This window comes from Anaerofustis sp., assembly GCF_019420015.1.
Classification (GTDB): Bacteria; Bacillota; Clostridia; order Eubacteriales; family Anaerofustaceae; genus Anaerofustis.
In genome coordinates, this window is sequence record NZ_JAHZIA010000057.1 from 1 (window position 1) to 13,088 (window position 13,088).

The 13,088-nt window shown below is 31.7% G+C and carries 11 protein-coding genes, 1 tRNA gene, 2 pseudogenes and 1 riboswitch; of the genes and pseudogenes, 4 read left to right on the forward strand and 10 right to left on the reverse strand.

Annotated elements, in window-relative coordinates; translation table 11 throughout:
• Nucleotides 1-369, reverse strand: a pseudogene (locus tag QZ357_RS09075) (Na+/H+ antiporter NhaC family protein); the annotation flags it as partial.
• 95 nt (nt 370-464) lie between these two features.
• Nucleotides 465-632, reverse strand: a riboswitch (Lysine riboswitch).
• A gap of 182 nt (nt 633-814) precedes the next feature.
• On the opposite strand from QZ357_RS09075, the gene QZ357_RS09080 reads away from it, so the two are divergent.
• Genes QZ357_RS09080 through QZ357_RS09090 form a run of 3 tightly spaced genes read left to right on the forward strand, consistent with a single transcriptional unit; the run spans nt 815 to nt 2,674 of the window.
• Nucleotides 815-1,354, forward strand: coding sequence for a methylated-DNA--[protein]-cysteine S-methyltransferase (locus QZ357_RS09080; RefSeq protein WP_290776380.1), 540 nt, complete (start codon nt 815-817; stop codon nt 1,352-1,354).
• Nucleotides 1,351-1,905: a DNA-3-methyladenine glycosylase I gene (locus QZ357_RS09085; RefSeq protein ID WP_290776381.1), complete on the forward strand. Its 555-nt coding sequence runs from the start codon at nt 1,351-1,353 to the stop codon at nt 1,903-1,905. The genes QZ357_RS09080 and QZ357_RS09085 overlap by 4 nt, the downstream gene beginning before the upstream one ends.
• Before the next feature lie 4 nt (nt 1,906-1,909).
• The gene (locus QZ357_RS09090) at nt 1,910-2,674 is read left to right on the forward strand and encodes an SDR family oxidoreductase (RefSeq protein WP_290776383.1); all 765 of its coding nucleotides are present in this window, start codon (nt 1,910-1,912) and stop codon (nt 2,672-2,674) included.
• Nucleotides 2,675-2,995: 321 nt separating this feature from the next.
• Here QZ357_RS09090 and QZ357_RS09095 read toward each other — a convergent pair.
• From QZ357_RS09095 to QZ357_RS09105, 3 genes are all read right to left on the reverse strand, one after another.
• Nucleotides 2,996-3,082, reverse strand: a tRNA-Leu gene (locus tag QZ357_RS09095).
• 24 nt (nt 3,083-3,106) lie between these two features.
• Nucleotides 3,107-3,820, reverse strand: a complete 714-nt coding sequence (locus QZ357_RS09100) for a DMT family transporter (protein ID WP_290776385.1) — start codon at nt 3,818-3,820, stop codon at nt 3,107-3,109.
• Nucleotides 3,821-3,823: 3 nt separating this feature from the next.
• Entirely contained in the window at nt 3,824-3,964 is a 141-nt protein-coding gene (locus QZ357_RS09105; protein ID WP_290776386.1) for a hypothetical protein, read from the reverse strand.
• A gap of 132 nt (nt 3,965-4,096) precedes the next feature.
• On the opposite strand from QZ357_RS09105, the gene QZ357_RS09110 reads away from it, so the two are divergent.
• Complete coding sequence (locus QZ357_RS09110; protein WP_290776388.1) at nt 4,097-5,119, forward strand: bifunctional glycosyltransferase family 2/GtrA family protein; 1,023 nt, start codon at nt 4,097-4,099, stop codon at nt 5,117-5,119.
• A gap of 88 nt (nt 5,120-5,207) precedes the next feature.
• Here the strand turns inward: QZ357_RS09110 and ppdK are convergent, their stop codons facing one another.
• From ppdK to QZ357_RS09140, 6 genes and pseudogenes are all read right to left on the reverse strand, one after another.
• Complete coding sequence (ppdK, locus tag QZ357_RS09115; protein ID WP_290776390.1) at nt 5,208-7,841, reverse strand: pyruvate, phosphate dikinase; 2,634 nt, start codon at nt 7,839-7,841, stop codon at nt 5,208-5,210.
• A gap of 106 nt (nt 7,842-7,947) precedes the next feature.
• Nucleotides 7,948-8,454 (reverse strand): hypothetical protein, encoded by a 507-nt coding sequence (locus QZ357_RS09120; RefSeq protein ID WP_290776391.1) that lies wholly within the window; start codon nt 8,452-8,454, stop codon nt 7,948-7,950.
• Nucleotides 8,455-8,634: 180 nt separating this feature from the next.
• On the reverse strand, nt 8,635-10,023 hold the full coding sequence (locus QZ357_RS09125) for a glycine--tRNA ligase (RefSeq protein WP_290776393.1): 1,389 nt from the start codon (nt 10,021-10,023) through the stop codon (nt 8,635-8,637).
• 25 nt (nt 10,024-10,048) lie between these two features.
• Nucleotides 10,049-10,810 (reverse strand): DNA repair protein RecO, encoded by a 762-nt coding sequence (recO, locus tag QZ357_RS09130; RefSeq protein WP_290776394.1) that lies wholly within the window; start codon nt 10,808-10,810, stop codon nt 10,049-10,051.
• A 22-nt stretch (nt 10,811-10,832) separates the two neighbouring features.
• A pseudogene (locus QZ357_RS09135) lies at nt 10,833-12,272 on the reverse strand (TrkH family potassium uptake protein).
• A gap of 15 nt (nt 12,273-12,287) precedes the next feature.
• Nucleotides 12,288-13,088, reverse strand: an 801-nt coding sequence (locus tag QZ357_RS09140; protein WP_290776396.1) for an NAD-binding protein, incomplete at its 5' end; no start/stop codon positions are given.

The following is a 13,088-nucleotide window of genomic DNA, read 5'->3' on the forward strand; positions in this document are numbered from 1 at the left end:
TCCCGCCTTATTCATCAAAGCAACCATTGCACCGAGAATAACTAAAAATATAAGTATCCCTACATTATAACTGTCAGATAAAACCGATATGATACCGTCATTCAAAATATGTGTTACAGTACCTTCAAAATTCCCCGCTGCATAAAATATTCCACCGAAAACAATACCTATAAATAAAGAACTGTAAACTTCCTTTGTAATTAAAGCCAATACAATAGCTATTACAGGAGGAAGTAAAGACCATATTGTTCCATACATTGCAGGTTGTTTTGCGGCTTCACCGTCAGCTCCCATTATAGGAAATACCAACATTAACATCAGAATAAAGCTGGCAATACCCATAAAAACTTTTTTCTTTGATACGTTCATTAATACACCCCTTTAATTTTTTATATAAAAAAGCCATAAATGACAGAAAACGCATTTATGGCAAAGTAATATACGATAATACTATTATACTATTTTGTCCAGATAGCGCTCCACATAAACGTGACAGTACATTACATATTCTGTAATGCCCCAGAACTTATCCTTTCGGGAAAGACAAATTCTTCGGCGATTTTCCCTTTCTTTGTATACAATATCCCGTTTTAATATACATTACTGATGAATACCGCACCTCTATCATTTTAACTTACTCTTCATTTGTACCATTTTTAAAGAATATTGTCAAGTTTTATTTATTTTGAAAAATTTATATTTATTCAATTATTATATTTTATAAAAAATATTTATTTTATGTATGTTATAATATTATTAATCAAAATCAAGTAATTTAATTTTTGGGTAAAAAATATATAAAAGGAACTTTAAAATGATTTATACAAAATACTATTCTTCTCCCATTGGCAAAATATTAATGGCAAGTAAAAATAATAAATTAATCGGCTTATGGATTGAAGGACAAAAATATTATCTTTCAAATTTAAAAGCATCTTTAGAAGAAAAAAATGACGATATAACACTTACAAAAGCAGAAATATGGCTGAATAAATACTTTAAAGGAGAAAAACCGGATATCAAAGATTTGGATTTAAACCCGATAGGAAGCGAATTCAGACAATCCGTATGGAAAATATTATGTAATATACCTTACGGTAAAACAACAACTTATAATGATATAGCAAAAGAAATCGCAAAACAAAAAGGCATAGAAAAAATGTCTGCACAAGCTGTAGGCGGTGCTGTGGGACATAATCCTATTTCAATTATCATCCCCTGTCACAGAGTTGTTGGTACAAACGGAAGTTTAACAGGATATGCAGGAGGAATTGATAAAAAGATTTTTTTGCTAAAACATGAAAAAGTTGATATGAATAAATTCTTTATTCCCAAAAGAGGAACAGCCCTATGAATAAAGTAAGATGTAAATGGTGTAATACAAATAACCCTACATATATAAAATACCATGACGAAGAATGGTGCGTACCCAATTTTACAGATGAATACCTTTTTGAAATGCTTATATTAGAATCATTTCAAGCAGGGTTATCATGGGAATGTATATTAAACAAAAGAGAAAATTTCAAAAAAGCGTATGATAATTTTGATTTAGATAAAGTATGTTCATACGATGAAAAGAAAATAAAAGAATTATCGGAAAATAAAAATATCATAAGAAATAAATTAAAAATAAAGGCCAGCATAAATAATGCAAAAATATTTAAAAACATAATAAAAGAATATGGAAGCTTTTATAATTATTTAAAAACATTCACAAATGAAAAAATACTCTACGAAACAAACAAAACAACCAATACTCTGTCGGATCAAATATCAAAAGATTTAAAGAAAAGAGGTATGAAGTTTGTAGGAAGTATAATAATATACTCTTACCTGCAGGCAATCGGCATCATTTATTCCCACGAAGAAAATTGTTTCATGTACCAAAAGAAAGAGAGATAGATAAATGAAAGAAAACAGACCCAAGGCACTTGTAACAGGGGCCTCATCAGGTATAGGAAAAGATATCGCCATAGAATTAAGCAAAAAAGGATACGATATAATTCTCGTTTCCAGAAACACCAAAGCATTGGAAAAAGTAAAATTAAAAATACAGACAAATGCAGAAATTGTGGCTATGGATTTATCCCAAAAAGAAAATTGTTATGAATTATACAATAAATACAAAAATATAGATATTCTTATAAATAATGCTGGACTTGGCGACTGCGGGTACTTTACTGAAACAGATGTACAAAAAGAAATTGCAATGATAGACACAAATATAACAGCAGTTCATATTTTAAGCAAATTATATATAAAAAACATGAAGAAAAAAAATAAAGGGATAATTTTAAACACTGCATCAATAGCAGGGTTTATGCCCGGTCCTTTAATGGCAACATACTATGCAACAAAAGCATATGTGGTAAGATTGTCGGAAGCAATAAGAGAAGAATTAAAAAAAGAAAAATCAAAAGTACAAATAAGTATATTATGTCCTGGTCCCGTAGATACAAAGTTCAATGAAGTAGCCAATGTACAATTTGCCTTACAGGGATTAAGCAGCAATTATGTCGCTCAATATACAGTAAAAAAAATGCTTAAAGGTAAATTCTATATAGTTCCGGGATGGAAAATAAAAGTAATCAGAATAGGTGTAAAAATACTCCCTACTTCGCTAATATCAAAGATTTCTTATAAGGTACAAAGAAGAAAAGTTATATTGTAGTAAGTTAAAAAAATATTTTTAATTTAAACTATCTGTATTATTTAGTAACACTCTAAACACTGAAAATAAGTTTCTAGTATAAACAGAGTGTTATTTTTATAAAAAAATAATAAAATAAAAATTAAAACATTATATAAAATAAAAAAACAAACAATTAAAACAATAGAATACGCAAATAAAAAGAAAATGATAATTATCAAATAGAAATAAATATTTTAAAGAAATAAATAAATTTAAAAAGTGTGTTTTAAAATATGCTTTCTGTATAAAACAAAAAAAGCTGAAAACCCTTAAAATAAAGTGTTTTCAGCGAAATTACAATGGTGCCGATGGTGGGATTCGAACCCACACGATATTGCTATCGACGGATTTTGAGTCCGTTGCGTCTGCCAATTCCACCACATCGGCTTAAAATACTTTCCCATTATACCACTAAGATTTATTTTTTTCAATAGCAGATTCACTATTTTTATTATTTAATATATTATACATTACACAAATAAGAACCAAAGCTCCTCCTATAAAAGTTAGAACACTCGGAATCTCACCTATAAGAAGAGCTACCCAAATCGGATTCAAAATTGCTTCTAACATTGAAATTAACGAAGCATCAACACTTGGTGTAGTTTCAATTCCCTTTGAAAAAAAGGCATAAGACACGCCCATTTGAAATATACCGAGTATTATTATCCCAAACACTCCGCCCATATTCAAAGCAGGTTCTCCCCCTTTTAGTAAATTAGGAACCGACCCTAAAAATATCAAAGCATTACCTAAAATGCTTGCATCCAACGCACTGGAGTCGTCATAGGAATTAAATATGAATACTCCGGAATAACCTAAACCCGCCAAAACAGCAAATATATTCCCAAGCATTGCCCCCGAACCGACTTTATCGAAAAAGAACAATATTATACCTATAAAGGCTATGCCAACAGTAATAACCTGCTTTTTATTCGGAAACTGTTTAAAAAAGAATATAGAAAGTATAATTACAAAAATAGGTGACGTATATTGCAATATTATGGCATTTGCCGCAGTTGTAAGTTTTGTTGCATAAACAAACAAAATACCCATTGCAACATATGATATACTTGCAAAAATAACATGTTTATTTATTTTAAAATCAAAACTTCCCTTTATCAAAATTCAAGTCACAGTAGACAAAAAAGCTCTTGCACCACTTATAGCCATTGGACTCCATGGAATATATTTAATAAGTACACCGTTTAAACTCCACAAAAATGCAGCAATCAATATATAAATGGCTCCGTTTTTACTTTTTCCCATCAACTTGTCTCCTAAAATGTCATAATAATTAATTATAACAGAAAATTTACTTAAAATATAAATATTTTTACCATTTTCTTTTTTTACATTTTTTTGTATAATAGATATAAACATATATAAGGCAGGGAATTTATGAACTATAAAAATATCAATCCGGTTATTTTGATACCGGCTTATAAACCGGACGAAAAACTTATAAATGTAGTAAAAGAACTTATTGACAAAGGTGAAAAGGTATTGATTGTCAATGACGGAAGCGGCAGTGACTTCGAAATGATATTTAACACAGTGAAAAGTATGGGATGTACCGTTTTAAATCACGATACCAACAAAGGAAAAGGTAGAGCTTTAAAAACGGGATTTCAATACTGTATAGAAAATAACTTAAGCGCAATAACAGCAGATGCCGACGGTCAACATTTACCAAAAGACATAATAAATATAGCAAAAATACTGGATGAAAATCCCGATAAAATGATTTTAGGTGTCAGACATTTTGACGATACTACCCCGATGAGAAGCTTAATTGGTAATACAATAACAAGAAAAATATTTAAACTTTTAAACAACGGAAACGAAATTACCGATACTCAAACGGGCCTTAGAGGTTTCAGTATAGATATGATAAAAAAAATCATAGATATTGAAGGTGAGCGATATGAATTTGAGATGAATATGCTTTTGGAGCTAAAGCATCGAAATATAGAAGTAATACAAGAACCTATATCTGTGGTTTACATAAATGACAACGAATCATCTCATTACAACACATTACTAGATTCATTAAGAGTATACAAAAGAATTTTTCTGTATGCACTTTCTTCCACTTCTTCGGGATTATTGGATTACGGTTGCTTTTGTTTAATGGCTTTCTTTGGAGTAAATACTATCTTAGCGGTATATATCGCAAGAGCAATCTCTTCTTTATTCAACTATTCATTAAACCGAAAATATGTATTTGAAAATGACAATCACATAGTAAAAACGATGTTTAAATATTATATATTGGTGATTATAGTTGCAGGACTAAGTGGATTTTTTACAAATTGGGTCTCAACAAATTTAAATATTAATATATATTTCGCAAAAGCTATGGTAGATTTGTGTTTGTATGTAGTAAGTTACAACGGACAAAAGTACGTGGTTTTTAAATAAAATATAATACTTTATAAAATTTATTCTTTATTATTTTATAGATTTAATTCTAAATATAAAGGCACTTATAAAATAAGTGCCTTTTGTTTTATTTATTTTGATTTTTAATTCTGGCTTGTGCAGCAGCAAGTCTTGCTATAGGAACTCTGTATGGAGAACAAGAAACATAGTCAAGTCCAACACTGTCAAAGAATTCTATACTTGCAGGATCTCCCCCCTGTTCACCGCAAACACCGCAATGAAGTTCAGGGTTTACACCTTTTCCTTTTTTAACAGCCATATCAACCAATTGACCAACACCTTCTGTATCAATAGTAGCAAACGGATCTTTAGGGAAAATTCCTTTTTCAATATATTCTTTAATATATACACCCGCATCGTCTCTACTGAAACCATATGTCATCTGAGTAAGGTCATTTGTTCCGAAAGAATAAAATTCGGCAACTTTGGCAAGCTGATCAGATGTAAGAGCAGCTCTTGGAATTTCAATCATTGTTCCGACTTTATACTCTATTCTTATACCTGTTTCTTTAAATATGTCATTTACTGTTTCTCTTATTTTATCAATAACATATTTAAGTTCCAAATAACTTCCTGCCAAAGGAACCATTATTTCAGGAGTTATATCAAAGTCATCTTCCTGTTTAACTTCTATTGCAGCGTTAATTATCGCTCTTGTCTGCATTGCCGCAATTTCAGGATATGTAACAGCAAGTCTACATCCTCTGTGTCCTAACATAGGATTAAGCTCATGAAGTTCATTTACTCTTGATTTCAATTCGTCAAAAGACATTTCCATATCTTTTGCAAGTTGTTTTATATCTTCATCTTCTTTTGGTAAAAATTCATGTAAAGGTGGATCAAGAAGTCTTATTACAACCGGTTTTCCACCCATCGCTTTAAACAATCCTTTAAAGTCATTCTTTTGCATAGGAAGTATTTTTGCCAAAGCAGCTTCTCTTTGCATTAATGTTTTTGCACATATCATTTTTCTGAATGCAAAAATTCTGTCAGATTCAAAGAACATATGCTCTGTTCTACAAAGACCGATTCCTTCTGCTCCGAAATTAGCAGCAACGGTTGCATCTTTTACCGTATCGGCATTTGTTCTTACCCCAAGTTGTCTTATTTCATCAGCCCATGACATAACTTTATTAAAGTCATCCGATAATACTGCATCTACAGTTTTTATCTTACCTTCATATACATTACCTGTAGAACCGTTTATAGATAGATAATATCCTTCATAGAATATTTTACCGCCTATTTCAACATATTTTTCTTCTTCATTTACATGAGCAGCTTCACATCCTGCAACACAACATTTACCCATACCTCTTGCAACAACGGCTGCATGAGAAGTCATACCGCCTGTAGCGGTTAAAATACCGTTAGCAGAATTCATACCTTCAATATCTTCAGGAGAAGTTTCTTTTCTTACAAGTAAAACTTCTTCCCCTCTTTCTTTAGCTTCTACTGCATCTTCAGCAGAAAAATAAATTTTACCGCAGCCTGCACCAGGAGAAGCAGGAAGACCGTTTGTCAACGGAATTGCTTTTGCAAGTTCATCGGCATCAAAGCCTTTATGCAATAATTGATTCAATGTAGTAGGATCAAGTCTCAACAAAGCTTCTTCTTTTGTTACAAGACCTTCTTCAACCATATCAACTGCAACTTTTAGAGAAGCCTGTGCAGTTCTCTTTCCTGAACGTGTTTGAAGTAGGTATAACTTGCCTTCTTCGATTGTAAATTCGATATCCTGCATATCTCTGTAATGATTTTCAAGAGTATTACAAGCGTTTACAAACTCATCGTAAACAGAAGGCATAACATCTTTCAAAGTTTCAATATGCTGAGGAGTTCTGATACCCGCAACAACATCTTCCCCTTGTGCATTCATAAGGAATTCACCGAATATTTTATTTTCACCTGTAGCCGGATTTCTTGTAAACGCAACACCTGTACCTGAAGTTTGTCCCATATTTCCGTATACCATTGATTGAACGTTTACAGCAGTACCAATACGATTCGGTATATCGTTCAATTTTCTGTAAGCAATTGCTCTAGGATTATTCCATGATTTAAATATTGCTTCTACGGCAGCCATAAGCTGTTCTTTAGGATCATCAGGGAACTTATATCCTTTTTGATCTAAGAATAAATCTTTGTATTGTTTTACGATTTGTTTTAAATCAAAAGTAGTAAGCTCTGTATCATACTTATAACCCTGTTGTCTTTTTCTGCTTTCGAGAATATCTTCAAATAAATTTCTGTTCATACCAAGTGCAACATCACAAAACATTTGAATAAATCTTCTGTAACTGTCATACGCAAATCTTTCGTTGCCTGTTTTTCTTGCCAACGCTTCAACAGTAACATCGTTCAGTCCCAAATTCAAAATAGTATCAAGCATTCCCGGCATTGAAATTTTAGCACCTGAACGCACAGAAACCAACAAAGGATTATCCGTTCCTCCGAATTGTTTTCCTGTAATCTGCTCTAACTCTGCTAATTTTTGATAAATTTGATCTACGATTTCTTTATCAATTTCACATCCGGTCTTATAATAATCTATACAAGCCTCTGTCGTTATAGTTATACCTTGAGGTACGGGAAGACCTATATTTGTCATCTCTGCCAAATTGGCACCCTTTCCTCCTAGCAAGTCTCTTTGGCTTGCATCGCCTTCTTTAAAGGCGTAAACAAATTTTTTAGCACACATTTTTACCATCCTCCTTGATTGCTAATTGTTTAATGACATCACACAGTAAATAAAACTGCATTTATATTTTATATATAATAAGCAGCCAAAGGCTGCATATTAACAACTAATTCTTATATTGAACTTCAAAACCTTCATATGAAGGAAGTCTTTTTTCATTGTATCTTTTTAAAATTTCTCTTGATTCATAAGCAATAACACCGTTGGTTTTTTTGTGTCTTGCAAAATATTTCAAATTATCTAAAGCCATATTGGTGTTAAAACCGGTTCTAAGACAAATAACGCTTGCAGAATATTTAAGTTCATAACTTCCGCTTTTACAAAATTCCAAGAATAGATCTTTATAATGATTAAAGTCTTCCAACATGATATCTGTTATCGTTATTATATCTTTGTTGGTAATATTCGCATCAACAATACGCTTCGTTTCCAAACACTTTGCTCTGTATTCTATTTTTTCTTTGAACAACTCCACCAAATCACTACACTCTTCAATCTGTTCTCTGGTCATAGGTTCAATCGTTTTTTTCTTCTCAATTTTCTTTCTCAGTCTAGCCTGTTTTTTCTCTTCCTTTTCTCTGTTATGCATAGCTATTCTATCTTTTAATGACATACTGAAAATCTCCTCTATTAAGTAATTTAAACTTTTACATAATTAATATATATTTATTTTACTATATTTTTTAAACAATTACAATAAAAAAGCCCTTAAAATAGAATTACATCTGTCATAAATTTTCCCACGTATGACAGATGTAATATATAATTATATATATTTGATTAATGAATATAATTAAAATTCAATTTTTTTATTGATATAATCAACCAAATCTTCAATATTGATTCTTTCTTGTTCCATACTGTCACGGTCTCTTACTGTAACAGCACCGTCTTCAAGAGTATCAAAATCGATAGTCACACAGTAAGGCGTACCGATTTCGTCTTGTCTACGATATCTCTTACCTATATTCCCTGCTTCATCATAATCAACCATAAAATGCTTTGAAAGACTAGCATAAACTTCTTCTGCTTTTTCTGAAAGCTTCTTTGTAAGAGGGAGTACCGCAACCTTGTAAGGTGCAAGATACGGATGAAGTTTAAATACGTTTCTCGTTGTATTATCCTCAAGGGTCTCTTCTACATAACAATCACAAAGCAATGTAAAGAATAATCTTCCTGCCCCAACACTAGGCTCTATACAATAAGGATGGAATTTTTTATTTGTAATCGGATCAACATATTTCATATCTTTACCCGAAAACTCCTCATGAGATTTAAGGTCAAAATCCGTTCTGTCAGCAATCCCCCAAAGCTCTCCCCATCCAAAAGGATATTCATATTCAATATCTGTAGTTGCATTGGAATAATGAGAAAGCTGTTCTTTTGCATGATCTCTGTATCTTATATGCTCCTTATTTATTCCCAATGACACAAGAAAATCAAAGCAATAACTTCTCCAGTATTCAAACCACTTCATCTCATCTTCAGGTTCACAGAAGAATTCAAGTTCCATTTGTTCAAATTCTCTTGTTCTGAATATAAAGTTTCCGGGAGTTATTTCATTTCTGAAAGATTTTCCTATCTGTCCTATTCCGAAAGGAAGTTTTTTTCTGGTAGATCTTTGAACATTTTTAAAATTAATAAAAATTCCCTGACAAGTTTCAGGTCTCAAATAAATTGTATTTACACTCTCTTCCGTAACCCCCTGGAATGTTTTAAACATTAAGTTGAACTGTCTTATATTTGTAAAGTCATGTTTACCGCAATTTGGACATACTATACCGTTTTGTTCAATATATTCTTCCATTTTCTCGTTGCTCCAACCGTCGGCATTTGCATCAAGTCCTTTTTTCTCTAAATCATCTTCAATGAGTTTATCCGCTCTAAAACGCGATTTACAATTCTTACAATCCATTAAAGGGTCATTAAAATTTTTAAGATGTCCGCTTGCTTCCCAAACCTTAGGATTAACCAATATAGCACTGTCTAAAGCAACATTATAAGGACACTCTTGAATAAATTTTTTAAACCAAGCGTTTTTTACATTATTTAAAACAAGGGTACCTATAGGCCCGTAATCAAAGCTGTTTGCAAGTCCTTCATAAATCTCAGACCCCGGAAAAATAATTCCTCTCATTTTCGTAATACTTATTATTTCATTTAAACTTAACCTTCTTGTCATTTTATCCTCCGCTTTATTAACTTTATTATTTTAATTCTAACATATCTGACAAAAATTTAAAACTGTTTGTTTTTCTTTGAGTATTATAAACTATATAATTATTAAGCATAACTATTATATCATTACATTCTTTTAAAGAAATTTCCTTAAAATTTCTTTTTCTTATATCATTAATGTTTATATATGTCAAATCTTTTATCAAATTAAGCTGCTTAGCTGTAATCTTGTTAGAAGAGAAATGCTTTAAAGAACAATTTTTACAACTAAGCATTCCACTTTCAAAATCCAGTATGTAATATTCACTATTTGCATCCTGACACAAGTTACATTCTCCGAAATCAGGAATAATACCCGATATACCAAGTAATTTTAACATAAAAGCCAGTGTGATAAAAGACAAGTTTTCCAAACTTTCTTTTTGAAGCAAATCCAAAGAGTAAATAATAAGATTAAACGTCACTGGTTCTTCCATTTTATCCTCATAAAACACATCGATAAGTTCACATACGTAACTTGCAAAAGAGAGCCTTTCCAAATCTTTTTGAAGTCCCGGAAAACTTTTTATATAATCTGCACTCTTTAACGTGTAAAAATTTTTGCCGGGATAAAGAACAAAATAGCTGTATGAAAAGGTTGATGTTTGTGCAATGACTTTGCTTCTTTTCGATGCAGCATTTTTTGCCATAACACTTATCTTCCCTCTTTCTTTTGTAAAAACGGTAAGAATCCTGTCATTTTCGGAATATTTTATATTCTTCAAAACAATCCCATGAAATTCTCGTAACATATATACTCCTAATTTAATTAAATTATTTTTTCCAAGTTCCCGGAGCAAACAATATCAGCAACGGAAACAATTCCAGTCTTCCCGCAACCATATCAAACGATAAAACAAGCTTTGAAAAATCTGATAAAAAACCATAATTCGATACAGGTCCAACAAGGCTTACACCCGGACCGATATTATTCATCGTTGAAGCTACGGCACTGAAATTAGTTGAAAAATCATAATTATTTATCGACAATAACAGCAATGATACAACAAATATAACTGCGTAAACAGCTAAGTATGCACAAACATTATGAAAAGTCTTTCTTTCTATCTTTTTGCCATCTATCTTAACAACCCTTACTCTTCTGGGATGAATCAACATTGATAGCTCATTAAAGGCATCTTTGAATATTATAATTAATCTGCTTACCTTTATTCCACCTCCGGTGCTTCCGGCACATGCACCTATAAACATAAGCAGTATCAAAATTGTTTTTGAAAGTTCAGGCCATAAATCAAAATTAACAGAAGAAAAACCTGTAGTAGTCATGATACTGGCTACCTGAAATAAAGAATGGTGAAAAGCCATCGCCATAGTCGGATAATTGCTACTTATATTAAAAGCAATAATTATTGTCGCTAAACATATTATAATTAAATACCATCTTACTTCTTCGTTTTTTAATACCTTACTTATCTTTCTTCCTAAAATCAAAAAATAAATATTAAAATTGATACCAAACAATATCATAAAAATAGCAATAACGGTTTGACAATAATTATTGTAAATACTCATCCCTGCATTACTCATGGAAAATCCGCCTGTACCCGCGGTTGCCATCGAATTAAGAACAGCATCAAATAATGGCATTCCCCCAAAAGAAAGAAAAATTATTTCTATAACAGTCATTGAAAAATATATTCCGTATAAAATTATGGGAGTACTTCTAAGTTTAGGCATCAATTTACCAACCATCGGCCCCGGAGACTCAGCTCTCATTAAATGCATGTTTTGCCCTCCTCATATAAGAGGAATAACGGCTATAATAAAAACCAAAACACCCATACCGCCAAGCCAGTGCATAAACGAACGCCAAAATAAAATACATCTGCTTAAAGAATCCAAATCCCCAACTACACTGGCACCTGTAGTGGTAAATCCCGATGCACTTTCAAATATTGCATCAAAAAAACCAGGAATTTCTCCGCTTATTAAAAAAGGAAGTGCCCCCACAATAGTAATAACTATCCAGCTTATGGCAACTATTGAAAATCCTTCTTTTGCGTATATCGTCTGGTTCTTTGGCTTCTTTATAACACACAAAATACCGATTACAGTACTTATAACGGATGAGATAAAAAAAGATATCCATGTATTTTCTTTATATATCAATGCAACAAATATAGGTAATATAAGCACAATTCCAAGAAGTATAAAAACCCATCCCGTAATGTGTTTAATCATTCCTTTATTCATAAATTACCTCTCATTTTATTTAAGTATATCAGTCAAATCGCCTAATTTTTTATGAGTTGTGATTATTATCACACTATCCCCGACTTCAATGGTATCTTTACCGGAAGGGACGATGATATTACCGTTTCTGTTTATACTTGCAATTAGTGAATTGTCTTTCAATTCAAGGCTTTGCAATGATTTACCTGTTACAACAGAGTTTTCTTTTACACTGAACTCCAAAGCCTCAGCTTTCCCTCCGACAATTTTATATAAAGATTCGACATTACTTCCAAAAGAATTTTGTATGGCTCTTACATATTGAATAATGTATTCGCTTGTTATATATTTGGGTTCAATAATACTTCCTATTTCCATCTTACTTATTATATTGTCAAATGAAAGTTTATTTATTTTCGTTATGATTTTTGCGTCAGATACGCTGGCAGCATAAAGAGAAAGTATTATGTTTTCTTCATCAAGACCTGTAAGAGATGCAAATGAATCTACATTCGTCAAACCTTCTTCTAGTAAAAGTTCCTTATCTAGTCCGTCTCCGCAAAGAATTGTAGCATTTGGTAGAATCTCACTTAATTCTTCACATTTTATAGGGTCTATTTCAATAATCTTAACCGAAATATTACTTGCAATTAATTGTTTTGCCAAATAAACGGCTATCCTTCCTCCCCCTACAAGAATTGCCGTTCTGCCTGTTTCTACGTTAATCTCAAAACTTCTAAACATTTTCATTGCATTAATCGGTTTGGCTAGAATATATATTTTATCAAGAGATTTAAGCTTAAAATCTCCGGAAGGAATAAACACTTCATCATTCCT

Coding starts and splice junctions, on each gene's coding strand:
- QZ357_RS09080 (WP_290776380.1), top strand. CDS start 815: ATGATTTATACAAAATACTATTCTTCTCCCATTGGCAAAATATTAATG.
- QZ357_RS09085 (WP_290776381.1), top strand. CDS start 1,351: ATGAATAAAGTAAGATGTAAATGGTGTAATACAAATAACCCTACATAT.
- QZ357_RS09090 (WP_290776383.1), top strand. CDS start 1,910: ATGAAAGAAAACAGACCCAAGGCACTTGTAACAGGGGCCTCATCAGGT.
- QZ357_RS09105 (WP_290776386.1), bottom strand. CDS start 3,964: ATGGGAAAAAGTAAAAACGGAGCCATTTATATATTGATTGCTGCATTT.
- QZ357_RS09110 (WP_290776388.1), top strand. CDS start 4,097: ATGAACTATAAAAATATCAATCCGGTTATTTTGATACCGGCTTATAAA.
- ppdK (WP_290776390.1), bottom strand. CDS start 7,841: ATGTGTGCTAAAAAATTTGTTTACGCCTTTAAAGAAGGCGATGCAAGC.
- QZ357_RS09120 (WP_290776391.1), bottom strand. CDS start 8,454: ATGTCATTAAAAGATAGAATAGCTATGCATAACAGAGAAAAGGAAGAG.
- QZ357_RS09125 (WP_290776393.1), bottom strand. CDS start 10,023: ATGACAAGAAGGTTAAGTTTAAATGAAATAATAAGTATTACGAAAATG.
- recO (WP_290776394.1), bottom strand. CDS start 10,810: ATGTTACGAGAATTTCATGGGATTGTTTTGAAGAATATAAAATATTCC.